The organism is Saccharopolyspora hattusasensis (genome assembly GCF_050972075.1).
GTDB lineage: Bacteria > Actinomycetota > Actinomycetes > Mycobacteriales > Pseudonocardiaceae > Saccharopolyspora > Saccharopolyspora hattusasensis.
The window spans coordinates 6815248-6840763 of sequence record NZ_JBPCDC010000001.1 but is presented as its reverse complement, the minus strand read 5'-3'; the positions used below and the strand labels follow the sequence as shown (position 1 = coordinate 6840763).

Annotated in this window: 20 protein-coding genes and 1 pseudogene; 14 read left to right on the top strand and 7 right to left on the bottom strand. The window is 65.2% G+C overall.

The features are described from left to right. Nucleotides 1–46: 46 nt before the first annotated feature. Complete coding sequence (locus ACRXBZ_RS32975) at nt 47–205, bottom strand: hypothetical protein (RefSeq protein ID WP_433882382.1); 159 nt, start codon at nt 203–205, stop codon at nt 47–49. Between the two features lie 99 nt (nt 206–304). Between ACRXBZ_RS32975 and istA the strand changes: the two genes are divergently transcribed. The 3 genes and pseudogenes from istA to ACRXBZ_RS32960 form a co-directional block, all read left to right on the top strand. After that, nucleotides 305–1687 (top strand): IS21 family transposase, encoded by a 1383-nt coding sequence (gene istA, locus ACRXBZ_RS32970; RefSeq protein ID WP_433877707.1) that lies wholly within the window; start codon nt 305–307, stop codon nt 1685–1687. Between the two features lie 20 nt (nt 1688–1707). Further along, a complete protein-coding gene (gene istB / locus ACRXBZ_RS32965; protein WP_433880700.1) occupies nt 1708–2559 on the top strand; it encodes an IS21-like element helper ATPase IstB in 852 nt (283 codons plus the stop codon). A gap of 13 nt (nt 2560–2572) precedes the next feature. Then, nucleotides 2573–2905, top strand: a pseudogene (locus ACRXBZ_RS32960) (TniQ family protein); the annotation flags it as partial. Nucleotides 2906–3109: 204 nt separating this feature from the next. Here ACRXBZ_RS32960 and ACRXBZ_RS32955 read toward each other — a convergent pair. Continuing rightward, on the bottom strand, nt 3110–3259 hold the full coding sequence (locus tag ACRXBZ_RS32955; RefSeq protein ID WP_433884169.1) for a hypothetical protein: 150 nt from the start codon (nt 3257–3259) through the stop codon (nt 3110–3112). Nucleotides 3260–3268: 9 nt separating this feature from the next. Here ACRXBZ_RS32955 and ACRXBZ_RS32950 point away from each other — a divergent pair, with 9 nt between their 5' ends. Then, the gene (locus ACRXBZ_RS32950) at nt 3269–4351 is read left to right on the top strand and encodes a hypothetical protein (protein ID WP_433884168.1); all 1083 of its coding nucleotides are present in this window, start codon (nt 3269–3271) and stop codon (nt 4349–4351) included. A 249-nt stretch (nt 4352–4600) separates the two neighbouring features. Here the strand turns inward: ACRXBZ_RS32950 and fxlM are convergent, their stop codons facing one another. Continuing rightward, complete coding sequence (gene fxlM / locus ACRXBZ_RS32945) at nt 4601–5527, bottom strand: methyltransferase, FxLD system (RefSeq protein WP_433882381.1); 927 nt, start codon at nt 5525–5527, stop codon at nt 4601–4603. 662 nt (nt 5528–6189) lie between these two features. Between fxlM and ACRXBZ_RS32940 the strand changes: the two genes are divergently transcribed. Genes ACRXBZ_RS32940 through ACRXBZ_RS32910 form a run of 7 tightly spaced genes read left to right on the top strand, consistent with a single transcriptional unit; the run spans nt 6190 to nt 17081 of the window. Beyond that, complete coding sequence (locus ACRXBZ_RS32940) at nt 6190–7425, top strand: hypothetical protein (RefSeq protein ID WP_433882380.1); 1236 nt, start codon at nt 6190–6192, stop codon at nt 7423–7425. After that, nucleotides 7418–7957, top strand: coding sequence for a hypothetical protein (locus ACRXBZ_RS32935; RefSeq protein WP_433882379.1), 540 nt, complete (start codon nt 7418–7420; stop codon nt 7955–7957). Before ACRXBZ_RS32940 ends, ACRXBZ_RS32935 begins: the two co-directional genes overlap by 8 nt. After that, entirely contained in the window at nt 7954–8616 is a 663-nt protein-coding gene (locus tag ACRXBZ_RS32930) for a hypothetical protein (protein ID WP_168587644.1), read from the top strand. The genes ACRXBZ_RS32935 and ACRXBZ_RS32930 overlap by 4 nt, the downstream gene beginning before the upstream one ends. Next, complete coding sequence (locus ACRXBZ_RS32925; RefSeq protein ID WP_433882378.1) at nt 8613–11735, top strand: coiled-coil domain-containing protein; 3123 nt, start codon at nt 8613–8615, stop codon at nt 11733–11735. Before ACRXBZ_RS32930 ends, ACRXBZ_RS32925 begins: the two co-directional genes overlap by 4 nt. Further along, complete coding sequence (locus ACRXBZ_RS32920) at nt 11732–13027, top strand: DUF2399 domain-containing protein (RefSeq protein WP_433882377.1); 1296 nt, start codon at nt 11732–11734, stop codon at nt 13025–13027. The genes ACRXBZ_RS32925 and ACRXBZ_RS32920 overlap by 4 nt, the downstream gene beginning before the upstream one ends. Beyond that, nucleotides 13018–14163, top strand: a complete 1146-nt coding sequence (locus ACRXBZ_RS32915) for a metallophosphoesterase family protein (protein WP_433882376.1) — start codon at nt 13018–13020, stop codon at nt 14161–14163. The genes ACRXBZ_RS32920 and ACRXBZ_RS32915 overlap by 10 nt, the downstream gene beginning before the upstream one ends. Continuing rightward, nucleotides 14160–17081, top strand: coding sequence for an AAA family ATPase (locus ACRXBZ_RS32910; protein ID WP_433882375.1), 2922 nt, complete (start codon nt 14160–14162; stop codon nt 17079–17081). The genes ACRXBZ_RS32915 and ACRXBZ_RS32910 overlap by 4 nt, the downstream gene beginning before the upstream one ends. Nucleotides 17082–17321: 240 nt before the next feature. On the opposite strand, the gene ACRXBZ_RS32905 is transcribed toward ACRXBZ_RS32910, so the two are convergent. Next, the gene (locus tag ACRXBZ_RS32905; protein WP_433882374.1) at nt 17322–18311 is read right to left on the bottom strand and encodes an IS110 family transposase; all 990 of its coding nucleotides are present in this window, start codon (nt 18309–18311) and stop codon (nt 17322–17324) included. Nucleotides 18312–18538: 227 nt separating this feature from the next. Here ACRXBZ_RS32905 and ACRXBZ_RS32900 point away from each other — a divergent pair, with 227 nt between their 5' ends. The 3 genes from ACRXBZ_RS32900 (at nt 18539) to ACRXBZ_RS32890 (ending at nt 21532) form a co-directional block, all read left to right on the top strand. Beyond that, nucleotides 18539–18751: an MbtH family protein gene (locus ACRXBZ_RS32900; protein WP_433882373.1), complete on the top strand. Its 213-nt coding sequence runs from the start codon at nt 18539–18541 to the stop codon at nt 18749–18751. 389 nt (nt 18752–19140) lie between these two features. Next, entirely contained in the window at nt 19141–19773 is a 633-nt protein-coding gene (gene phzG, locus ACRXBZ_RS32895) for a phenazine biosynthesis FMN-dependent oxidase PhzG (RefSeq protein ID WP_433882372.1), read from the top strand. A gap of 928 nt (nt 19774–20701) precedes the next feature. Next, complete coding sequence (locus ACRXBZ_RS32890; RefSeq protein WP_433882371.1) at nt 20702–21532, top strand: integrase core domain-containing protein; 831 nt, start codon at nt 20702–20704, stop codon at nt 21530–21532. A 13-nt stretch (nt 21533–21545) separates the two neighbouring features. On the opposite strand, the gene ACRXBZ_RS32885 is transcribed toward ACRXBZ_RS32890, so the two are convergent. Genes ACRXBZ_RS32885 through ACRXBZ_RS32875 form a run of 3 tightly spaced genes read right to left on the bottom strand, consistent with a single transcriptional unit; the run spans nt 21546 to nt 25266 of the window. Continuing rightward, entirely contained in the window at nt 21546–23540 is a 1995-nt protein-coding gene (locus tag ACRXBZ_RS32885) for a DUF3732 domain-containing protein (RefSeq protein ID WP_433884045.1), read from the bottom strand. Continuing rightward, on the bottom strand, nt 23540–24040 hold the full coding sequence (locus ACRXBZ_RS32880; RefSeq protein WP_433882370.1) for a three component ABC system middle component: 501 nt from the start codon (nt 24038–24040) through the stop codon (nt 23540–23542). Before ACRXBZ_RS32880 ends, ACRXBZ_RS32885 begins: the two co-directional genes overlap by 1 nt. Further along, nucleotides 24037–25266, bottom strand: a complete 1230-nt coding sequence (locus ACRXBZ_RS32875) for an ABC-three component system protein (protein WP_433882369.1) — start codon at nt 25264–25266, stop codon at nt 24037–24039. The genes ACRXBZ_RS32880 and ACRXBZ_RS32875 overlap by 4 nt, the downstream gene beginning before the upstream one ends. Nucleotides 25267–25516 lie beyond the last annotated feature (250 nt).

Genomic DNA, 25516 nt, shown 5'->3' with positions numbered 1-25516 from the left:
CCCCGGACAACCCCTCGCCAGAAGCCTGGCCCCGCTCCGTGATGAGTCACTCCCGGGGTTTCTGCTCCGGCTCTCGCATCGACTTGGTCTGTCCCCGGTCCGGGTCGCGGAGCTGACCGGGCTGAGCAGCGATTCCAGGCGCATCTCCGCCGATCACCTCCTCGCCCTTGACGGCGCTCAGGTGAATCTCCCCAGACCTGCTCATTGAAATTCCCCACCCGGCGTGGCTCCGCCGAGACGGGCGGGGCTCCTTCGAGTCTGGCGGTCTCTGACCACACACCAGCTCGAAGGAGCCCCACGTCTCATGCTCACACGGGAGGAAGACATCGACGCGCACGCCCTGCGTGCCCGGGGTTGGACGATCTCGGCGATCGCCCGTCACCTGGGGCGGGACCGCAAGACCATCCGCGCTTATCTGTCCGGTGTCCGCGAGGCGGGGGCGCGTGCCCGCGCGAGGCCGGATCCGTTCGAGCGGTTCGTGGCCTACTGTTCGGCGCGGCTGGCCGAGGACCCGCATCTGTGGGCCACCACCCTCTACGACGAGCTGCACGAGCTGGGCTATGCGCACTCGTATCCGACGCTGACCCGCCAGATCCGCGACCGGGGTTTGCGTCCGGCGTGTGAGCCGTGCCGACCGGCGAAGGGCCGGGCGGTGGCGGTGATCGAGCACCCACCGGGGGATGAGACGCAGTGGGACTGGCTTGATCTGCCCGACCCACCCGAGCACTGGGGGTGGGGTGGATGCGCGCATCTGCTGGTGGGGGCACTGTCGCACTCGAGCCGGTGGCGCGGTGTCCTGTGCCCGAGTACTGATCAGCCGCACCTGATCGATGGGCTGGACCGGGTTACCCGCGCGTTGGGCGGGTTGACCCGGGCGTGGCGGTTCGACCGGATGGCCACCGTCATCAACCCCGAGTCCGGTCGGGTGCAGGCCTCGTTCTCGGCCGTGGCCAAGCATTATGGTGTCGCGGTGCGGGCATGCCCACCGCGGCGAGGTAACCGCAAGGGAGTCGTGGAGAAAGCTAATCATGTTGCGGCGCAACGGTTCTGGCGCACCCTGCCTGACGATGTCACGCCCGAGCAGGCCCAGCAGCGGCTCGAGGCCTGGTGCTCCACGCGCGGTGACACCCGGCTGCGCGCCACCGCGGATGGCAAAGCCAGCGTGGCCACCGTCGCCGCGGCCGAGCCGCTGCGCACCCCACCCGCGGACCCGTTCCCGGCGACCCTGACGGTCACCAGGATCGTCTCGGCGCAGGCGCTGGTGTCCTTCCGCGGCAACCGCTACAGCGTCGCCCCCGAACTCGCCGGCGCCACCGTCACCGTCTCCCACCGGCTCGGCGCCGGCCACGTGGATGTCGCCACCGAGTCCGGGACGGTGATCGCCCGCCACACCCTGGCACCCGAGGGCGCCGGCGTCATGGTCCGCGACCACGGCCACGTCCTAGCGCTCGAGAAAGCCGCCCTGGCCGCCACCACCACCGCGCGGCCGCACCGCAGCAAGCAGCGCATCCCACCCGGACCGGACGCACGAGCAGCCGCCGACGCCCTGCGCGCCCAGCGCACCGACACAGCGCCGACCAGCGGCGTGGACGCCAGTGGTGAGGTCGTGATCGATCTCGCCCGCTACGCCGCCGCAGCCGCCGCCCGCACCACCCTGCCCCCGGCCGACCCGGCCGACGAGAAGTAACAACGAGAGAGGAAAACACAGTGACAGCAACAAAAACAACCTCGAACACGACCCTCGACGCTGCCCCGTCCACACCGGCGCAGGCCAGCCTCTACCAGCAGCTGCGCGGTCACCTCGCGACGCTCAAGCTGCACGCCGCCGCCGAGGCACTGCCCGGTGTCCTCGAGTCCGCGACCGCCGAGGGTCTCACCCTGACCGCCGCCCTCGAACGGCTCTGCTCCATCGAGGTGTCCGCGACCGAGGCCCGCCGCCTGGCCGGCAGGCTGCGCTTCGCCTCGCTGCCCACCCCCGCCACCCTGGAGGACTTCGACTACGACGCCGCCCCCACCGTCGATCCCAAGCTCATCGCCGAGCTGGCCACCTGCCGCTACATCGAGTCGGCCACCAACGTCCTGCTCATCGGCCAGCCCGGCCTCGGCAAAACCCACCTCGCCGTCGGGTTGGCACGCAAAGCCGCCGAAGCCGGCTACCGCACCTACTTCACCACCGCCGCCGACCTGGCCGCCCGCTGCCACCGCGCCGCGATCGAAGGCCGCTGGGCCACCACCATGCGCTTCTTCAACGGCCCGGCCCTCCTCGTGATCGACGAGCTGGGCTACCTCCCGCTGCCCGCCGAGGCCGCCTCCGCGTTGTTTCAGGTTGTCTCCCAACGCTATCTGAAGACCTCGATCATCCTGACCAGCAACCGCGGCGTCGGATCCTGGGGCGAGGTCCTCGGCGATACCACCGTCGCCGCGGCCCTGCTCGACCGGCTCCTGCACCGCTCCGTCGTGCTCACCCTCGAGGGCGACTCCTACCGCCTCCGCGACCACCAAGCCCGCGCCGACACGCTCCGCAAAACCACCACCGGCACCCACCAACCGCTACGCTAACCACCGCCCCCGAGTGGGGAATTTCAGCGAGCAACTCTGGCCAAAATCAATTAGCGGCGTCACCCTGCCCAACCTTGCGGCCTTCGCCTCCACGACACGTCTGTCCATCGCTGAGGCGCGCACCCTCACCCTCGACACCTACGCCGTCACCTACCCGGCTCTGGCGAAGATCCAAGCCCACACCACCCGGAACGGCGCCATACAACGAGACAACTGGGCCTTCAACAACTCCAGCCGTTACTGCCCCCAATGCCTCGCCGGCGACGGAAGCCCGATCCAGACCAGCCTCGGCGGACCCTGGAGACTCCGCTGGCATCTGCCCGTCGCGTTCGCGTGCACCCCGCATCAGCGGCTACTGGAAAGCGCATGCCCGGCCTGCCGCAACCCGCTGGGCGGGTCCATCCGAGGCCGCGGCAGTCTCATCCGCCGGCCAGGCAGAGGAGAACTTCACCCACTGCAGTGCCGCAACGCACCACCTGGCGGCCAGCTGGCAGGGACAGCATCACGTGATCACGCGTCCTGCGGTGCACGCCTCGATACCGCTCCGCGTTCAGCAGGGACCACACTTCCGCCAGAGGACCTGGCGCTCCTCCTTGTCCTCCAAAACCGCCTGGATCAGCGCCTCGACCAGCACCGCCACGACGGTGCCGGGGACACCTCGGATGCGTTCTATTTTCCCGACCTCATCATCGCCAGCCAACTGATCAAGGTGAGCTGGCCTGCCGGATCGGCATTCGCACCCTCCGACGCGACGGCCGCTCTCCTGAGCGAGCACATCGAACCGATCACGGTCGCCTTGGAGAGCCGACCCTCGAAAGCCGCTGGAGCCTACCGGCGCATCTCCGACCTCTGGGCGGCCCCGGACAATGCCGCTCAATGCGGAGCGCTCCTGCTGACAGCCGATGCTGTCCTGGGAGATCGCGACCCTGCCTCGCTGCGCGAACGAGTCCAACCGCTGATCCAGGCAGCCTACGACCGCGCACCCGCACGCATCTACCACGCGATTCGTGGCGCGGACTTCTCGCCAGGTATGGCACGCGCGATGATCCGCCGCGTGTTCACCTTCCACCACGGCAGCGAACAAGCTCGCCTACTCGTCCCCTCCCGCGACTGCCTGTTCACCACCGAGGAAATCCCCCCGCTGCTACCCCAGAAATGGTTCGAAGCCCACTTCACCGGCTTCACCCAGCGCATGATCAACACCAACAGCTGGACGACACGTCACCTGCGCAGGGCAGCCTCCCTCAAGCTCGTCGAAATGACCACCGGCACCCACTGGGCCGACAGCGCCGAAACCCTGGGCATGCCCAAGGGAAGCGCATCACGAACGATGGCCGTCCTCAGGAAGCAGATCCCCAACGACGCCATGTGGCAGGAGTTCGAGACCGCAGTCGAACAGATCGCCCGCACCCTCGACAACAACTCCGAACCCATCAACTACGCCAACCGGCGGCGCGCCATGACCACCTGGGAAATGCCCCAGCCCGACTGGCAACGGCTCTGCGCCGACATTCCCAAGATGGGTCGGATGGCCACCCAGAACCCCTTAATCGGCACCGTACTCGTGTGGTCTGAGGTCACCCAAGCCGAGCCCCTGCAGTGCCCTTCCCTGAATGCTCTACGCCGGACCGACGCTCCGGAGGCCCGCAGAGTCAGCGACCGGGTCGCTCAGCTCCTCACCCCCAGCCGCCAGACCGCCGGTTCACTCGAACTACGCCACCGTTTGAAGCAATACGCCACCGACCTCGCGGCACGATGCGACACCGGCACAGACCCGCTCTCACCAAACTGAGCAACCTCAACGGGCCAACTATCGATCACAGGGGCCAACTACGAATCACAGGCACAGCTGCTGCGGTTCAGATCATGTGGCTGCGGCTTCGGGCCAGTGCAGCACGACGCGGGCGTGGTGCTTGTCGATGATGCGGCCGACGGCCGGCGGCGGAGGCTCGGTCGTGGCTGGATATACATCGACACGGGCCCGCCGGCCGCGGTAGTACCGGTCCCAGGTCTGGATCTGCTCGACGTAGATGTCGGCGAGTTATTCGGCATCCGGTCCGCGGGCACGCACCCCGAACTCATGCCGCGTGTTGTCGGTGTTCGGGCGCAGGGTCGCAAGGTAGGCGAAGGAGGCGCCGTCTATCGCAGCAGGGGTGTTCCAGCGCGCCATGCGGTCGACGAGGCCGTTGTCCACGGCTACCTGCTCAGCCGCGAGTCGTCCGAAGCCAGAGATCGCGGTGGCCAGCCACAGGTGCAAGCCGTCGAACGGCTCAGCATTGGCCACCTCGACACCACTCCATCGCTGCACCGCCGACTCCAACAGAGACCTGCGCAACCCCTCGATGTCGACGCGGAGATCATCCTCAATGCGCAGACAGACGTCATCGTGCAACGCCACCACATGCTCGTCACGGGCCCCCGCCCCTTGCATCGACACGAAGCCACACATCTGGTGGTCCACGCTGGCCCAATGACCATCACCGTCTGCCCGGTCGAGTGCCACCGAGCGGGTCAGGCCACGCAGCCGCAGGGGCACCACTAGCCGACCATTCTCGGCGAGCTGGTCGGTCCAGGCCGATGGGATGTCCCAGGCCCCGACGGCGACGATCACCCGGTCGTAGGGCGCACGATCAAGGACGCCGTGTTCGGCGTCGGCGAGCACCACGGCCACCTGCCCGTAGCCCGCGGCAGTAAGAAAGCGCGTGGCGCGGGCGACGATGTCCGGATCGACGTCAATCGTGGTGACCTCTCCTGCGGGGCCAACCAGCTCCGCAAGCAGCGCCGCGTGATAGCCGCCGGACCCGATCTCCAGCACACGCATCCCCCGCGTGACCTGGGCCTGCTCAAGCATCATCGCCTGGATGTGCGGCGCAGACACCGAGCTGATCGCGCTGCCGTGCTTGTCGAACTTCGTCCGCACGACATCCAGGGCGTACGCCGCCTCCAGCGACACCTCCGGCGCAAACACGTGGCCGCGGAACCGTAAGAAACGCCGCCGCGATCTCATCACTACGAAGAAAGCCCCGCTCTCGCATCTCCGCGACCATTGCAGCGCGGAGCTCATCGACGGAGGAAAGATCTGACACGGCACCCACCCGGTCACCCTGCCAGAACACGCCGACACCTCGACTGGACTCATCACTATCCGCTGGAAAGGTTCACCCCGTTAGACGTGTCACGCATTCGCTGAACACAGCCCACCCCAGCTGCGGAGCGCGGCCAAGCCTGCCGGCGGCAGACCTGGAGCCGCTGCCCGCCGCACCGCGGCCCCTCTCCTCGGCCACCCTGTCGCCACACACCCCTAACAAGAGCCCCTGTGATCCCGCGGACTGCAAGGACGCGGTATAAGGCACAGCGGAGTGTCCGTCGAACGTTCTGGGAGCGGTTCAGAATCGGCTCTGGACCGCCATTGGGCTTTCGGTGTGTGTTCTAGGACACTGGTGATCACCTGAAGGGGGCACGTACGCGACGACGGTGACAACGGAGCCACCCCGGCACTTTCTACTCCCTGCGCTCACTGCGACAGGTGAGCGCAGGCAGCTCCGAATGGATCAATCGGAGTTACGCTCAGCGATCCGAACGGGTGTTTGAGACGCGGAGCTGTCGGCCGTTTTCTCTACCTTCGCGGTCGTGGACGAATCGCAGCTGGCGTTGGAGAGCGCGGCCGAGGACGAGGCCGTGCTGTCGATCTATCGGCAGATCGTGGCCGTGTTGGGGCGGGATGCGGGCTCTGTGATCACTGATCCGGTCATGGTGGAGATCGCTGACACTCTGTTTGCGGCGTTCGCGGAGGCCGGCGTCGACGGGCTGACGTTCGAGCAGGCACGGCATGCGTGTCGCGAGTATCCGGAGAAGGTCTTCGCTCAACGCTTCAACGTCCTGAAGGACCTCGGTGCAGTTCAGCCGATGTTTCCGCGCCCGAACGCACGGCAGTTACGGGCGTCGTTCACGACATATGTCTCGCTGTTGTTCTTGCGTCGGATGATGGCCCGCGGTGGGCAGTCGGAGTTGCATCAACTACTGGCGATGGAGCAACTGAATCTCAACAGCGATAGCGCGACCAAAGCGGACGGCCGGGCAGCTGCGGCACGCCTGACTCATGTGTTTCGTTTGATCGCATCGGAGCTGTCGAGCCTGGTTGTCGCGGACGACGAGGAGCGGCTGCGGGAAAAGGCGGTGCTGCTATGGGACGCGCACACGCTGAAGGCGCAGGCCGACGAAGTCCACCGCGTGATCCTGAACAAGTGGACCGTTCTCGCCCGTCCGTGCGCCGAGCTGCGTGCGGCGATTCGGGCGTATGGAGATGCCACCCAATCGGCATGTGCTCGGTTGCAGTCGTCAGCAGGAACAACCCGTGCACTCGGGATGTTGCCGCCGCGGGCCTGGACGAGCTTCGTGAAGCACGCGACGGTGGAACAGCTGAGCACCGTGTTGACCTCGTTCGTCTTCGATGCGCCGATGCCGTGGATTGAACCAGGACAGATGCGCGATGCGTTGGATCAGCTCGCCCGACCGACGACGGAGCGCACGGCGCCGCCCCGGTCCAGTACGACGGATCCGGTGTCACCGGAGTCTGTCGACGATCGGACGATGCGTGACCGTGAGGCACTGCGGGAGATCGCCGAGGATGTTCTGGATGGCCGCGATCGGATCGCGGTGCATGACCTCCTCCGGGACTGTGGTGACTGGCCCACTGCCCGACGCGTACTCGCGGAGTTGACGGCGATCGCTAACGAATCCAACTTGCCTTACGAGCTGTCGTGGGGACCTCGTCTCGACGCTGATCCGGGCCTAACGCCCTCGTGGGTGACGGACGGCTGGTTCGGTCGAAGGCTCGCTGCTGTGGCGGAGCTGCCGGATGGATGAGGTGCGCTCGGAAGCGCTGGCCTGGGCGCGGAGTCGAGCGCGCGGACTTGAGCGAAAAGATGCGGGACGACGCACTCCGGTCGGCATGTCACGGTTGATCGAGCCCGGCGGTGACCAGGTGTGGTGGGTTCCGGGCACTCCCGACGATGTGACCCCGGCCGTGCTTCACGAATTGGGGATGAGCCCGCCCACAGTGGAGCGTTCGGTGCTGACCTGCGAGGTGCTCGCTTGCTGCCTTCGGTTGTGCTGGACCGACTTCGCCTCGTCCCCGTGGCCGGGCATCCCCACGTCGGTGGGCGCGGTAACCGACGTACGGGCATTGCTTCGGCCCACCCAGACGTGCGGGAAGCTGCGTGACGGGGTCACGGAAGTCGCTCGCCGGCTCTCAGCATCCGGATGGTTGCTCTGGGACGAGGACACCGGCGTCATCCGTCTCGGCGCCCGAGTCGCCACGTGGCCGCAGGCCGACCTTGATCAGTTCGCAGAAATCTGCCGCACCCTGCCAAGGGGGAGGTCGGAGAGCAGCGCATGAGCGATCCGTTCGAGTCCACCCTGAGTTCGTTGAGCGAGTCCAACCGAGCCGACGTCGTGGCTGCATGGGCCGCTGTGGAGACTCAGTCGGAACCCGCGTCCGAGATGTCGTTGCGGGCACTTCGCGACGTGACGCTCCGCGCGAAACTGGATGAGCTGCTGGCGATCTCCGGTCGAACCTTGATCCGAGTTGGTAACGGTCGCTGGACATCAGGATATCGGGACGACATCGCGGCGGAGCTGGTCAGTGAGGGTGGTGACCATCTCACCGACGTCGATCGGGCCGTGCTGGTGGTCGTTCTCATTTATTCGGTGGCGATCCCGCGTTCGCAGGGTGCCCTGGCGCGCGACGAGTGGGTGTCGACGCACCCGACCACGCCGGTTGATCTCAAGGAGCTGAATCAGCTCGGCAAGGGAGCGGTGCAGGAGTCCCTGACCCGCCTGCACGCGGCAGGTCTCCTCCGCCGGGTCACGACCCCCAAGCACCTGGGCGTGTCGGGTGCGTCTTACGTACCTGGCCCTCAGTTCCACCGGTTGACGCCGGCAGCGCGGGCCCGGTTGCAAGACGAACTCATCCTCGCGGCGGGCCCGGAGACCGCACTCGCCGATGCGATTCGGCTGCGACGCAATCATTCTCAGAACTCCGAGGGAGACCGATGACTTTTCCTGAACCGAGCGGTCCGGGCTTCGGCGACGCGGGCGAACGCGACGTCGTGGGCTCCCGGGTTCTTGTCGGCATCCAAATGATCAACATTTCACGGTTGTCGACTGATCCGGTTCCGCTTGTTCCAGGAACGCTGATCACGATTGCTGGCCAGGGGCCGGTGGACTCCAACGGGGCAGGCAAGTCCTCGCTGATCGCAGCGGTGAGTCTGATGCATGCAGATGAGCAGTGGCGGCTGAACAGCGGTGCCGCGACCGCAGCCGGAATGTTGTTCACCGCGCGGGACGCCGGGCAGGGCGAGTGGGGCAACGCTGGTCACGGCTACGTGATCGGCGTGTTCGCCGATCCGGACGTCACCGAGATCGACGACCTGGAATCGACGGCGCTGACGGTGTGGATCCGCATCAACCGGGACAAGCCGCATCTGGCGGTGCGCTGGCAAGAGGGCCTCTGGATACCCCGTGGGAACACCGACGCGGGGCGTGCACAGCGCGCCGATCCTTTGTGGGATCAGATGGTCAAGCGCAACGGCCGCAACGACATCGGCGCTCGGGGCATGGCCGAGGCACTGTTCGGTGACCACGTCCGGTGTGTGTCGTTTCTGTCCACGTCCGTCCGTGCGACGAAGACCCCGAACCTGCTCGCGCAGCCGCTCAACGAGATTGGCCCGGACCGTATCTTCGACGCGATCGCCACCCTCACCGGCCTGGACCGTGAGCTTGACGAAGAACAGAAGCTCCGAGCGACCGAGCATGCGCTGGACAGCGACGCGCGAGAGACTCGTAAGGCGATCGAAGTGTGGGAAGCCGACGCCGTGACCACGGAAGCAGCCATCGCTCGCCGCGAACACGCCCGGGAGAAAGCCGACCAGGCCGCCGAGGCATGGCGCAACAGACTGGCACGTCGGGTCGTCACCGCGGTCCAGCGACAACACGACATCAAACACGAGCAAGGACTCATCGCGGCGAAGCTTCAGTCCACGGCGGAGCAGGAAAAGGCGCTCTCTGACCAACTGGGACATCTGACCAACGACGAAGCCTTTGCCGCTCGCTTTCAACAAGCCGCTGCCGACGACGAGCGGCTCACAGGGCAAGACAAGAAGCTGTCGGAACACCGGAAAGTCGCGTCGAGCGACCTCGAACGGTTACGCAGCGACAAGCGGAATGCTGAGGAGCGTGCCCTCGCTGCTGACGGTCGCGACGAGGACACCGCCCGCGAGGAACTCGCCGCCGCCAAAGCCGCACACAGTTCCGCGCTGGAACACCGGGGCGTGGCCGCCAGCGAGCACCGCAAGTCGCAAGAGGCATTGCGAGCGGCGGAAAGCGGCGACGACCTCGCACCCGAGCAAGTCGCCGCCCTCGATCAGGAGGACGTAGACGCGGTCGCGTTACTTGACCTCGTAGTGCTCACCGAAGCTGAGCGGGAGGAGTGGGAACCACGGCTGGCGTCGTATCGCCATGCCGTGGTCACGCGTGCTCCGCTCGATCAGGCCGCGCGCCTACTGGCCCACATCCCGGGGTCCACGATCATCCGGGCGGATGAACACGCCACCGAATCGCAGGGACTTCCGACGACCGCAGACGGCGCCATGACCGTCAACCGGTTCCTTGCCGCATTGCGCGACCGCCACGAGCACAGCACCGACCCGGCACGCGCGCTGGATACCGGCGCAGGCGTCATCACCCTCGGCGGTTTCAGTGATCCCGTTACCGGGCGCGCCACCCGCATCGCGCAGGCACGGGAAGCAGCCGACACCACAGCAGTCGCGTACCAGCAAGCACGGGAACAAGTCGACGCGGCCGAACGTGCAGTCACGCTCGCCCAAAACCGCCTCCAAGCTGCCCAAGCCGCTACCCAGGCACAACAACTTGCGGCCCAGATCACCGACAAGGCCACCCTCGTCGCAGAACTCTCCGAGCAACGCGAACAGCTACGGCCACAACTGCAGCAGACTCATGAACACCACGAGGAGATGAAGCGACAGCGGTATCAGCGCGACAGCGAGATCGGCAGAATCACCGGACAAAGGCAGGAACTCCGCGAGACCCGAGGGAGTTTGTCACAGCAGCGGAGCTCGCTGAGCGAGGAAGTCCAAGCCCTTGACGTGGACCGTCGACTGACCCAGTGGCAGGGCACCGAAGCCGACGCACAGAAACACCTCGCGGCCCTACTGGACGAGGACCAGGTCCTCGACGAAACGGATTGGTGGAAGGAAGCCGAGCGCCTACTCAGGGAAGCCGACGAACATTGCTTTCCCCGCGACACCGCGCCCGAAGGTGTCCCTGCTGAAATCAGGACTCTACGAGAAGAGAGCAACGAAGGGCGAGGGAAGAGCCGGGAGGAAAGCGCGCAGGCGGCCTTTCCCAACTATCTCAGGGCGTTGCGGCGCTATCTCGCGGAAATGGCGAAGGTCGACGCCGACAGGCGGTCGCAGATCGAGTCTGAACGCCAGCGGCGCACCAAGGCCCTAGAGGCGTCGACGCAGGCTCTGCAGGAACAGCACCGCACCACCGAGCTTGTGCGCAGCCAGCTGCGCGCCGCGATCAAGAGAGGTCTGGAAACAGTCGCCCACCGTTTCGACGAGCTGGACCGGGCCTACGGCGGTCACGGGGCAGCACTGGAGTTTCCCGACCCCGAACCGCCAGCCGACCCGACACAGATATGGCCCTGGCAGGTCACACCGAAATGGCGGCGATCCGATGATCACGACGGAATGGTCACCTACCAAGCCCGCGCCAACACCGCGCAGCTCGACGACAAGGCAGTCAAGCTGGTCTGCGCCGCCGCGCTCGCCAGCTCCAGTGGCCGCTCCATGGTGCTGATTCTCGATGAGCTCGGCCGCAACCTCGGCGCGCAGCACCGCAAGGACGCCGTCGCCCTGTTCCAGAACATCGGTGCCGACCACGGCATCACGGTCCTCGGAGCCTTGCAGGACGACATGGAGCGCTATGCCATTCATGCCAGCGGTGAATACATCAAACTGCGTCGCAGCTCTGATTCTCGCCCCTACAACGATCCTCCCGTCATAGTCGGTCAGGACAGCAACTCCGCCCGGATCGAGATGCTGCAGGACTGGCTGACCGAGCTCCGTGACGACGCGGAGGGCGCAGCGTGACCCAGGTGCGGGAAGAGTTCCCCATGCGCGGCCTCAGCCCCTACCCTGAGCTCCTCGCGTTCGCTCAACCCGGCCCCGATGGCATCATGCCGACCGATCGCCACGGCGTCCCGAAAGCCCGCCGGGTGCACCTGCGGTCTCCCGACCCTGCCGAGCCGCGCAGGCCCGAGGGGCTCACGGACGCTGAATGGCGCTGGGCGATCAGCACCACACGCCGATGGACAACGGTGTCCAAGAAGTTCGGCAACCGCGCCCTTGCCGTGGCACGAGCCCTGGCCGCATCTGGCTGCGTGTCCCTGGAGTGCGGCCTTACCGATGGCCGCATCGTCACCCCGCCACGCCGCTGGCTCCCGCACCCGGCTCTTGCCGACGAAGAAAGCCAACGGCGGGACGGACGTCGGCAAGGCCAACGCGACCTCGCCGAACAGGCGGAGCGACTCCGCACTCGATTGAGCTCGCACTGGCCTGGTGCGGCGCACTCGCTGCACACCGATCAACACGACCCACGGCTGCCGTGGCTGGTCGCCGCGGCCACTGATCTTTGTGACGGCACGACCTACGACAGCCTGCGCGCCTTCGTCCAACACCACGCCGGCCACACCAAGGCCCGCGATGACGTCCACAAGCTGCTCCTCGATTCCGGCTGGGAACCAGACGCGGTCACCGAACTCGGCATCAACCGCAGCCCGTACATCGGACTCGGGGGACCGATCAACGCCGAACACAACGGTCGAACACTGGACTGGTCCGGCTGGCCAGGTCCCCACGACATCCGGCTACCCAGTGACGGCAGCATCGCCGTCCGGACTCACGACAAAGCAACAACGCTCCTGGTCGTCGAAAACCGGCAAGCCGCCGAAACCGCGTGCGACCGATGGCCGCAAACCCCCCTCATCTGGTGTCACGGCCAGCCAGCCGACGCCGCCGTTGACGTCATCAGCCAGGCCGCGAGCACCGTTGACCGAGTCATCATCTGCGCTGACGCCGACCTCGGCGGCGCACGCATCACGGCCCGAGTCCACGACGTCATCCCCTCCGGAACCGAGCGGATCGTGGTCGACGCCGGCACCGTCGCCCACCCCCGAGGCGCAATGTTCGGCGAGCACGCACAAAACGAGCTGATACGGATCGCCGAACGCGACGACGCGGTCGGAGCGTTCGCCGCCAGCTGTCTCCAACGCGGCTACGCGATCGAACAAGAAGCTCCCATCCGCGCCGCCCTGCGCGCTGTCTATGAGCCCGACCTGCCCACCAACGACCACAATCACCAGGAAACGAACCGATGGCTCTGAAGTTTGCGCACACCAGCGACTGGCAATGGGGTATGACTCGCCACTTCCTCAAGGGAGAGGCCCAATCGCGATACACCCAGGCGCGTTTCGACGCCGTGCACGAGGCCGGCCGCGTCGCCGCGGCACACGGCTGCGCGTTCATGGTGGCCGCTGGCGACGTGTTTGACGACAACCTACTCGAACCTCAGATCGTCCTGCGGGGACTGGAGTGTCTCTCCGAACTCGACCCACTGCCGATCTACCTCCTGCCCGGTAACCACGACCCCCTCGACGCCACAGCGATCTTCCGCAGCCCGGAGTTCCTCTCCCGCTGCCCGTCCAATGTGCACGTGCTCGGCAGTCCGGAGATCGTGGAGGCGGCCCCGCATGTCGATCTCGTGCCGGCGCCATGGACAGCGAAGAGGCCCTCGACCGACCCGGTCACACCCGTACTCGACGGTCTCGAACACATACCCGGACGCACCCGCATCGTTATCGGCCACGGACAGGTCGACACTTTGAACCCCAACCGGCTCGATCCGACGTTGGTGCGGCTCGACGACCTCGAAGAAGCGATCCACAACGGTCTCGTGCACTATGTCGCACTCGGCGATCGCCACTCGACCACACCGCTGGGAACGACAGGACGGATCTGGTATTCCGGCACGCCGGAAGTCACCTCATACACCGAAAAGGAGCCCGGAAATATCTTGATAGTCGAACTCGACGGCGCCGCAGCTCACGTCGCTCCGTCAAGGGTCGGACAATGGAGCTTCCACGAGTTGCAGTTCGAGGCCACGCGATCCGACGACGTCGAGCGCATCGGTCAGCAGCTCAGCGACATATCCGACAAGACACGGACAGTCGTGAAACTCGCACTCAGCGGGACGCTCGGCATTGCCGACCACGCGCGTTTGCAGACCGTCCTGGGCACCGCAAGCACTCTCTTCGCCGCCGTCGAGCAGTGGGAGCGGCACTCAGATCTCCACGTTCTGCCGGATCTCTCGGACCTCGACCACCTGGGCCTCACTGGGTTCGCCTCCGTAGCCCTCGACGAACTCACCCAACAGGCAACGGCGAACGCGGTGACTGCCAGTCAGGCCCAAGACGCGCTGATGCTGCTGTACCGACTTGCCGGAGGAGGACACGCCCGATGATCCTGCATTCGCTGACGCTTACGAATTTTCGCGGCGTCACCCATCGGACGGTGCAATTCGCAGACACTGGTGTCACGATCGTCGAAGGCCCGAACGAAGTGGGTAAATCGAGTCTCGCCGAAGCGCTCGATCTAGTGCTTGGTGAGCTGGACTCCTCTACCAAACGGGCCTTGCGCGCCGTCAAGCCACACCACCGCGACGTCAGCCCCGAGGTCGAAGCACAGATCACCAGCGGCACCTACCGTTTCACGATCCGTAAGCGCTGGTTCCACGGAGCCAAGACGGAGCTTACCGTCCACATACCACGCGCGGAACAACTCACTGGCCGGGCCGCGCACGACCGCATGACGGAAATCCTTACGGAGACACACGATTGGAACCTGTGGGAAGCGCTCCGGATTAACCAGCGCGCCCCACTTCGGGAAGCCGACTTCACCACCGCACGTGGCCTCGCGCATGCGCTGGACCAAGCTGCCGGCGGATCCTCTGACCACGACAACAGCCAACTGGAGGAGTCGTTGTACGACTCCAGCCGGAAGGAAATGCTGAGGTACTTCACAGAGAAGAAGGCAGCCCCCGCCGGCGACTATAAGCAGGCGGTCGACGTCCTCAAACAAGCGGAGGCCACCGAGCGGCAGGTCGCGGATGTGATCGACGACATCCGCATCGACACCGAGCGCGCGGCGGAAGTGGAATGCCAGTTGCATGACCTTCGCACACAGCAAGCCGAGCGGAACACGCTCGCTCAAGAACTACACACCCAACAAACCAAGGTCGACAGGGCACAGCGCGAGGTCGACGCGCTGGGCATGCACGTCGATACGGCGTCGATCGAAGCACAAGCAACACAAGCGGCATTGGCATCACGTGAGAAGCTGATCAGTGATCTCGATGAACGGGCGCAGCACCTCAGCGAGCTGGCAACCGATCGCGAGGCGCTCGCGGCTCGACACGATACGGCTCTGACGACCGCGACGAATGCCAGGACGGCGAGGGAAGCAGCTGATCGTGCGGTCAATGCTGCAGAAGAACAAGAACGTCGTGCGGCTGCTGCGAAAGACCACGCAGTGGACGTTGACGCACTTGATGGCCTTACCCGGCATGCCCAGCAGATCCGGGAAACGCAGGCTATCGCCCAGGAATGCGCTGTCTGGCTCGATGGGTGCCAGTTGACGAAGTCGATGATGTCCAAGCTCCGGAAAGCCCACGACGAACTCACCCAAGCAGCCGCAGCAGCCAACGCCGCCGCTGCCAGGCTGACCTTGACCGCGATCGCAGACACCCAGGTCGACATCGACGATCAACGTCGTGATCTAGGCAGGGGCGAGGTGCAGACGCACGTCCTGACCGGGGACACCGACATCACCGTCGCCAACCAGCTCCGACTCCGCTTGACACCAGGGCTTGGTGAACGGGAGGGAGCCGAGATACTTCGCGCCGCGCGAGACAACTGGAACCGACTCCGACGCGAGGCCGGGGTCGAAACGATCGCCGACGCCGAAGATCTCAACGGCCAACGACAAGCCCGGGAAGCCCAAGCCAAGAGCGCGAAGAAGACCCTCAACAGCCTCTACTCGTTCCGCTCCGCCGACGACACCGAGGATGAGATCACTCGTGTGCGGGCGCGGATCAAGCGCTATACCGACACGTCCAACGAGCCTGGTCACCCCTGCGGCCTCAACGAGGCTCGGAGGCAGCATGAGCACGTGGTCGCAGCCGTCAAGAACGCGAAACACCGGGCACGGCTGGCCCAGACACGACTCGCGAAATGTGAAAAGGACCTCGAAGCACTACGGGCTGAGCAGACGGCGTTGGACAGCCGGATCACGACCTTCAATGAGGAGATCAACGCCGCGCAAGGACGGCTAGCCCACGACCGCAGTGTCGAAGACGACCACGCTCTACGCAAACGGGCCGATGAAGCCCGCGACAACCTCGCCGACTTCAAACAACAGCACCGGCGTGCCATCGCCGAACTGGATCAACTCGGCGGTCCGCAACTCGCCGCCCGGCTGGACGCCGTCAAGTCCGCGATCGAATCACTTGACAAGGAGATCAAGGAACTCGACGCGGAAGGTCACGAAATCCGCGGCCGACTCTCCGACCCGCGAGTACGTGGCCTCGCTGAGCGCCTCGCCGACGCCCAACGCGAACATGCAGAAGCACGAGCCCACCACGACACGCAGCGACGCCGCGCCCACGCCGCCAAACTACTCTTCGACACCCTCCACTCCGCCCGCGAGCGCGCCCACGAGCACTACCGCACTCCGTTCCGCGCACGTATCGAGGACTTGGGCCGCGTGCTCTTCGGCAACGACTTCGCCGTCGATCTCGATACCGACCTGGCGATCACCACGCGCACGCTCAACGGGATCACAGTGCCTTACACGTCGCTGTCAGGGGGCACCCAGGAACAGCTCTGCGTACTCACCCGCCTGGCCTGCGCCACCCTCGTCGACCCGTCAGCCGGCGTACCCGCGCTCTTCGACGACACCCTCGGCCACAGCGACCCCGAACGCCTCGACCTTCTCGCCGCGGTCATGTCTACCGCAGCGGCCAAGTGCCAGGTCATCCTGTTCACATGCATGCCCACGCGCTTCCGGGGCATTCGCGGCGCCCACCGCGTCCGTCTCCAAGCGCCAACTCCGGAGCATCCCGAGACTCCGGAATCGCGTCCTCTTCTAATAATCGACCGCAACCGCCCCCATACCGACGACTCCCCGGAACAGCGGATCATCGAATGCCTCCGGACAGCCGCCGGACCACTCGCACGACAGGACATCCTCGACCACACGGGCCTGACCAGCGCGCAATGGCAAACCGCCATCGCAGTGCTCAAACAAGACGGACGCGTCCTGGTCACTGGCAAGAAGCGTGGAACCCGCTACTCGTTGCCTCCTACCTCCCAAGATGCTTGAACAAGACCACGCACGGCGTTGACAGATATCCGCACACCGACAGAAGTGGGGTTTGCCCCAGGGGGCTGTGCAGTGAGCCGTATTGCTCGGAGCCATGCGCAGCGCCTGCCCTGATACGGGCACGACCGTCCACACAGGTCATCCTTGATCACCGAGCGTGTGCACGTGCTTCCTGCCCACCACCCAGCAGCCGCAGGAGGAGAACGCATGACACCCCTTGTGTCGACCTCAAGATCAAAGTCAGGCTGCGGCCTGCTGTTCGACCTGGTGTTGGGCGCCTCCGTGCAGGGTCGGGTCGTAGGGCGTTTCGTTTTGCCAGCAGCGCCACATCACCCTGACCCAGGCTCGCGCGAGGATGCGGGTGGCGTGGGGGTGGTCCTTGCCCGAGGCGCGCGCCCGGTTGTAGATGTCGGCGGCCCAGGGGCGGGAGAAGCGACTGTTCGCGGCGAAGGTGGTAATGGCCAGACGCAGGCGTTTGTTGCAGGCCCAGCGAAACGACACGCCGCGTCGTCTGCCGGATGCCTTGGAGACGGGGGTGATTCCGGCCAGGGCGGCGATAGCGTCGGGATGGTCGAACGCGGCGCGAGCGTCGCCCCACTCGGCCAGGATCTGGGCGGCGTTGATGGTGCCGGCACGGGGGAAGGACCGGAAGATCTCCCCGTCGGGGTGGGTATCCATCTTGTCGGCGATGGAGCGGTCGAGGTCCTTGATCGCGGTATTGAGTGTGGCCAGAAGGGCGACTTGGGCCAGCACCGCGTCCCGCACCCCGGCGCAGAGTTCGGGGTCGGTCACGCCAGCCGGTGCGGCACGCAGGCGGGCCAGCGGTGCGGCGGGACGCAGCCAGTGGATGCGCACCCGCAGGTAGTCCGCGATCACAGCGGCATCACCGGGGTCGCTCTTGGCGCCGGAAAGCACCTCGGCTTCACGCCAGGCTTTGATCGCGTTGGGTTTGACCAGCAGAACCGGATGCCCTGCCTCCAGCAGCGCATCCACCAACCGCCCGTCCGGGCGCTCGATCGCGATCGGCATCTGCTCGGGCTGGCCGAGCTTGCCCAACCGGGCGGCCAGCCGAGCGAACCCGGCGGCGGTGTGATCGATGGTGAACGCGGCGACCTTGCGGCCGTCCCGGTCCAGCACACACACAGCGTGTTCGACCGCGGCGCAGTCAATCCCGACGAAGAACAACGGCCCGTCGTGCTGCGACAACAACGATGTCGCCTTCCTGATCACAGTCCGGGGCAGGCACCAGACGGAGGCGAGGGAACCGACAGCAGAGTGGTCACTAACCGGCGCTCTACGGCGCATCCCGTTGTCATCGCTTCGCGGTTCCGGGGAAGCCGGGGGCGGCAGTGTCATGCAAGCCCTCGAAGGGCGACCGAACCAGGCCGTCACCCCGGCTTCCGCCTAGTTCCTACCACAAGCCCCATCCAAGGCCCCGCACGAAAGAGGGTGCACTAGTGACCAACCCGTTCGAGGACGAGGACGGCGCGTTCCTCGTCCTGGTCAACGACGAAAGCCAGCACTCGCTGTGGCCCGCCTTCGCCGACGTCCCCGCAGGCTGGCGGACAGCGTTCGGCCCAGCCAGCCGCGCGGACTGCCTCGGCTACGTCGAGCAGAACTGGACCGACCTGCGCCCCCGCTCCACCCGCGACCACGGTCTCCCTTCCTGACATCCTGACAGGCAGACGGCGAGAGGACTTCACAGTCGTGATGACAAGCCTTCGCAGTGACAGGAGAGGAAGCGTGGTGGCACGCCCCTCGCCCACAGCACGTCGAGTCGTCGGCGTGCCGGTACGAACAGGGCTTGCCCATGCCGGGCAGCGTCGTGTGCTGGGCCCGCACGGCCGTCCCGGCCAGGCGGCTCCTCGGAGCTTGCGATCGCGCAGCCAGGTCTCGATGCCCTTGACGCCGGCACGTCGAATCGCGCCGGGAATGTTGTAGCTGGCCGGCGGTAACACCGGTCCCAGGCCGTCAGACGGCTTGACCACGACAGCCACACCCCGAGGCCCCTGTTCCTACGAATAACCAGATCAAACCCGCGCTTGAAAGGTAGGGCCCCGTGCCGCAGTCCAACACCCTCAGCGGGGACGAGACCATCGTCCTGCCCGAGTTCGACACCCCGCCCGCCGACCCGATCGCCCTCGCCCAGCAGTGGATCGCCACCGCCAAGACCCGAGGCGTCCGAGAGCCTCTGGCGATCTCCCTGGCGACAGCGGACGCGTCCGGAAAGCCGACCACCCGCGTCGTCCTGATCAAGGAGATCACGGCTGAGGGCTTCGTCTTCACCAGCCACTCCGGCAGCCGTAAGGGCCGTGATCTCGAAGCCAATCCCCAAGCGGCGGTCAACTTCTACTGGCGCGAGACCCTCCAGCAGATCACCGCCACCGGCCGGGTGACCCCCCTGTCCCCCGAACTCTCCGACGAGCTCTTCGCCGAACGCCCGGTCGCGGCCCAAGCCACCACCGCGGTGTCGAAGCAGAGCACCCGCCTCCTCGACGAAGACCACCTCCACGCCCGAGCCAACAAGCTCATCGAGGCCGGCAACCCCCTCCCCCGCCCAGAAGGTTGGATCGGCTACGTCCTCGTCCCGGACGAAATCCAGTTCTGGCAAGGAAAATCCACTCGCCTCCACCGCCGCCTCGCGTACACCAGGACGGCCGCGGGCTGGACCGCCGAACGCCTCCAACCCTGACAGGCCGGGCCACGACCAACCCTCCATCAACAGCACCCGTGAGCTACGCCCACGCACAGCGCCAGCGGGCATTCCGAAGGCGTAACGAACATGCCCCAGGCGGGGTGCCAAATCCTGGAGCAGAACCGCGACCGCAGTCGCGGTTCTTCAGGCCCCAGTTCAGCGCGCCATCGTCCACACCGGACACAAGATAAGATCGCCCGCCGAATCTGTTTGCAGTTCAGCAGTCGATCCCGGTACGTCACTCAACTGTGAACCTGAGGCCACCGCAGGAGAACCCTGAGCCGTCGCGCAACCTACTGGGTTTTGGGGGCTTGCTCCGACTGAGACTTGGCCTGTGCCACCCGGAAAGTCATCGTCGCCGCTGAGCAGCGAAGTGCACCGACTGGAAGCATGCCCGGATGGTCATATCCCTGCTGTGCAAGGTGACCTGCAAATTGCTGTCCGTTCCGTTGGCGCTGCTCCGCAGTGAGGCGGGGAAGGCTGCGGAGCTTCTCTTGCTGCGGCACGAGTACACCGTGCTTCGCCGGCAACTTGCAGGCCCGATCCGCTACAAGCCCACAGACCGATTCTGGTTCGCCGCGCTATCCAGGTTGACACATCGTTCCCACTGGCGCGAAATCTTCCCGATCATCCCCCGTAGCGATTCAGAAATCCTTCAGTGCTGCTGACCTGGGCGTTGTCCGTGGTCGGGCAGGATCCGTCCTTGTGCTCGTACAGATGATCTACCTGCTCGCTACGCGGACCTTCGCGTGGCTCGCTCTACTATGTCGGTCTACCGCGGCGAAGAACGCCGAGATACTCATCCTGCGGCACGAGGTCACAGTGCTACGCAGACAGGTCACCGCGCCGAAGCCTGCCTGGCCGGATCGGGCGCTGCTGGCCACGCTCGCTCGGCTCCTGCCTCAGCGACTCCGCGGCCACCGGATTGTCTCACCACGCACCTTGCTCGCCTGGCATCGGCGGGCTGGTCAAACAGAAATGGACCCAGCCACCCCCACCAGGACGCCCGCCGGTATCCGACGAGCTCCGCGACCTGATCACCCGGCTCGGCACCGACAACTCCCCCTGGGGGTTCCGACGCGTACACGGCGAACAACGCCGACTGGGATACAAGGTCAGCGCAGCCACCGTTCGCCGCGTCCTGCGAGCCGCCGGGTTCCGGCCCGGACAACGTCGACAGACGGCGCGCCGCGCATGGACCACGTTCCTCAAAGCCCAGGCAAACGGTCTTCTCGCCACTGACTTCTTTCACATCGACACCATCGGGCTGCAGCGGCTATACGCCCTGTTCGTCATGGAGGTCCGCACCCGCACCGTTCACATCCTCGGCGTCACCCCCACCCCCACCGCCGCCTGGGCCACTCAACACGCCCGGCAGCTGCTGTGGCAGCTCGGAGACCGCGCCGCCACATTTACACACCTCCAAGTTTTTGACATCCGCGACCGCGACGCGAAGTTCACCGCCGCCTTCGACACAATCTTCGCCAGCGAAGGCATCACGGTCACGAAGATCCCGCCGCCCAGCCCCAACTGCAACCCGCACGCGGAACGATTCATACTCTCCGTTCGCGAAGAGTGCACCAACCGAGTGCTGATCTTCGACAGAGGTCACGCGGAGAAGATCCTCCAGGAATACGCCTGCCACTTCAACACCCATCGGCCCCACCAAGCCCGCGACCAGCGGGCACCCCTCGACGACCCGAACGTCATACCGCTGCCGCCACCTCGGATCGAAGGGACTTGCTGTGAGCTGTGATGGGAGGTCCCAGCTAGCGGGTTCCTCCGTTGTCTTTTTTCTCGCGCTCGGGCCGGTGACCTGATTCACCGGAATGAAGCCAGCTCTGTGGAATGAGTGCGTTGCCGTCGCGCCAAATCTCGACCACCGATTCCTCAAACCAGGGCTCTGGGAAGTCGGCGTGGTCGAAGGCGATGACTTGCAGTCGCCCTTCCAGCTCTGTGACGACGTTGAATATCATCTCGTAGAGCTTGCGGGTGTTCGTGCGATCCACGTCTGATAGCTCCGTGAGGTCTCCGCCCGTGTCTCGGTCACGTGGGAAGAATGCCTGGCTGGGCTGATCGAGGACAATGAACCTTGGAACGGGACGGTTCGCTTCGATGAAGTAGTCCTGCAGCGCGAGGTAGGCAGTTAAGTGGTATCCGACCCAGCTCATCCCGCTTCCGATCGCTCCAGCATCCATGTAGGCCGGCCCTTGGAGGGTATCGGCAACAATGGTAAGGCGGTAGGGATCAATCCTTACGCCGTTCTCAGAGTGTTCGAGAGGGAGTGATCGCGCGAGCGAGGTCATGCGACGCCCGACGATGTTCAGCAGCGAATTGACGGCCGAGCGCAGTTGTTCTGGATCGAGTTCATCGTCGAGCCGTGCTGCTCGTCGTTCGAGGTTTTCTACGGCATGCTCCAAGGCAGTCATGACGTCGTCATCTGCGAGAGTGGCGGTGTCCAGGTATTGCGCGATGCGGCCACGCACAAAGCTCTGCTGCTCCCAGCTGCGCTGCATCGTCTCGCGTAGTTGATCTGTCTGTGCGAGATCGTCGAGAGCAGTGTAGATGTCCGCGAGTTCGGTCCGGGCGGCACTGCGTGCTTGAATGAGCTCGGCGCGGGCTTGGGTGACGCGGGGTTCATCGCGGTGAGCAAGCTCAATACGTCGAGCGACACGTTCGAGACTATGGGTAATAGCGGCGTGAGCGCTCGGGGTGTCGAGTCTGTTCTCGCAGATCGGGCACGTGGCGGCGGCTTCTTGCTCGTCAGGAATGAGGCCAATCGAGGCAAGTCGAACGCGGTGCTCGTCGAGTTCGGCGTTGTACTCGGTGCCGACCCTGGCGAACTCGTCGAGGCCACGTATCTTTTCATTTAGATCACGCAAGGTGTTGCGGAGTTCACTTCGACGTGCGAGTAAACGCTCCATCTCACCAGCACTGTCGAGATCGTCGACATCGCTAGAAGGTTCCTCGCTGTTGAGGACCCTGGTGAGGATTTCGAACGCTTCACCGGCGTCCGTCGGCACGGTGTCGGGTGCGAGCAGGCCGCTAGCCCGGGCATCGGCGATCAGTCCGACGGCGCGCCCGACCCCGAGCTCACGGGCGGTACGAGCTTCACCCAGACGCACCGTGGCGCGACGAAGCTCACGCCGAACATCAGAAAGCTCCTGGCGTTTACGGAGGGCGTCGGAATCTTGCGCGCCAAGGAAATAGGGCAGTGTGTCACGGATGGCTTGCTTCTGGTGTTCGCGGCTCTGGTGGTGGAAGAGAAGCTCAGGATTGGCGATCTCCCCTTGACCTTGGAAGCAGTAGTAGAGCGCATGGCGGAGATTCGCCGCCAGCGGGCGTCGTGTCTGCCCCGCAGCAGGCACGTGAAGGTTCTCCGCGATACCGATGAGACCACCGAGGTAGTCGACGAGATCACTGACGTTGGCATTGGTGTGGAGGTCCGCGAGTGGCGGGATAGCCGTCTCTCCTATGGCCAGAAACGCTTGCGAAGTAGTGGCGCCATGGCCTGGCGCTGGGCGGCCGATGAAGAAGTGGGTGGCGCCGACATGAGCGAGCAGTCCATACCAGTGGACCGTGTTCTGGATCGGTCCGAGCGGGACATGAGGGCTATCGCCTCCGAGCAGGAACCGGAGAATCCCGATGATACTACTCTTCCCAGTCCCGGACTCGCCGGTGATGATGTTCAGCTGACCGGGGCGGAACCGGATCTGTCGCACATCTCCATCGGAGTTGTAAAGCACAAGAGCGTCGAGCTGCATCACGGTCGGACTCCCCACTGGGCAAGGACGGTGGCTTCGTCTGCGCTAGTTCCTCCGAACCACCGACCAAGAAATTCAGCAGCCTGGACGCAGCCCAGCCAGTCCTGTGTCGGGTCGAGGGTGCGGGGCCGGCGTAAGAGCGTGCCGGGAGCGAGCGAACCGAGCGCTCCGACCACTGCTCCATGCTGGAGCCCATACCGGATAGCGGCGGCGGTGAACGATCGGAAAGTTCGTACGCGATCGGCAAAGTCCATGAGAAGAACTGGGTGGGATCGCAACCAGGTCCACATCGATGCTGCTGTTGTAGACGGAAGCGCATCACGCGTGGGCATGTGCAGCGCGCACGGCAGGATGAGGAACGCGTAGGTCACCGGCATTCGTTCGCCGGACTTCGCTTCGTAGCTCTTCGTCGCCTTCTGGAGCAGCACCGCGCAGAAGGCGGGGTTGAACAGAGTGCTCGTCTCGGAATCCCAGACAAGCCCGGAAGTGCTCAAGCTCATGCAACGCCCTCTGCCTCAGCAACAGTTTGCACGTCATCGAGACGGTGTTTGAGTAGGTCAACCCAGTCCGGATGCCAGCCAATCTGAAGCCGGTCGGCGAGGAGGTGGAGGGTGCCCAGGGGAATGTAGCCCGAGCGAACCTCCGAACGGATCTCCGGAAGGGCTCGTTCCTGCAGGCGCAGATACAGTCCCCGGGAGTTGCGGCGTTTGGTTTCCTCGCTGGGCTGGTTGTCACTGGATGGCTCTTCCAAAGGAAGGAAAACGCGCTGCCATTCTTCGATGAGGCGTTGATCATAGGCGTCGAGTTCGCCAACCGCGAGTAGTTGCTCGCGCTGCCACCTGGACCGCTGAAGGAAGGCGCGGTTGTGGTCGTAGACAGCCTGCCTAATGCGAGTGTGGTGGAGCATGATGAGTTTCAGTTGCTCAACGAAGACCCGATCGTCCTCATCTACCTCGTCCTTGGTCGGCTCGCGCTCGCGACCGTAGTCAAGGGGGAGGTTGTCATCGCGGAGGGACTGTGCGATGAGATGAAGCTGGTCCTCGATCTCCTGCATGGTGATCCAGTCGATCCCACCCCGCGCGATGCGGGTCAAATGCGCCATGGCTCGGTCATGCCACCAGCCCCGGAGACGCTCGATCAAAGGCTTACGCCGGTGCGCGACAACCGTCTTACGGACGGCGGATACAAGCTGACCGGTGATGTCGTCCCCTAGGGGTTGCCCGTCCAGGACAGTGATCCGCGAAAGCAACTCCGTTCGTTCCTCATCAGGGAGGCCTAGGTACCGGTCGTAGTAGGGAAACAGTGACTTGTTACTCCTAGCCCGCGCGACACCATCAAGCTTCTCACGGGCTGCCACCACGTCTCGTGCTGTACGGCTCGGACGTAGCATGCTTGATGCAGTCGCATCTGCGGCTGTCACGGTAGTGAACAGGAAACAGGTGGAACGCTCATCTACCGACTCGATCCAATTGTGGAGCGACTTCCACAGATCCGGGCTCGTATCGCTGAGGGACCCCTGACGGTGCACATGGTGCTTGGTCTGCCACAGCTCGTACGATCCTCCCTCTGTTGCGAAGGTGATGTCGTCCACCGTCTCCAACGACAGACGCAGACTCTCCTCTCGGTCCATCCGTTGGAGCGCGATGAGCAGCGCGTACTCGACCTGCGCGAGGTAACCGATCGCTGCCCCCGCAGCACTGAACCGGTTTGCGATGACGTTGCTCACAACGCATGAAGTTATCAGCGTACGAGCATAACGCGCGTGCATAGGCCGCTTCCCGTGACGAGAGCCACCCGAGTGGACCAAGCACACGCGATCCGCTGGCCCATGTCGTTCCTCCGGGAATCCGTCTGGGACGAATGACCTAAGCGACCTGGAGTGCCGACCACGACGCTCCGACCAGCGTGTACCGCCTCGTCGGTGTCGTTGCGATACATATCGTGCTCACCCCGCACCGATCCGCCGATGCACGGCG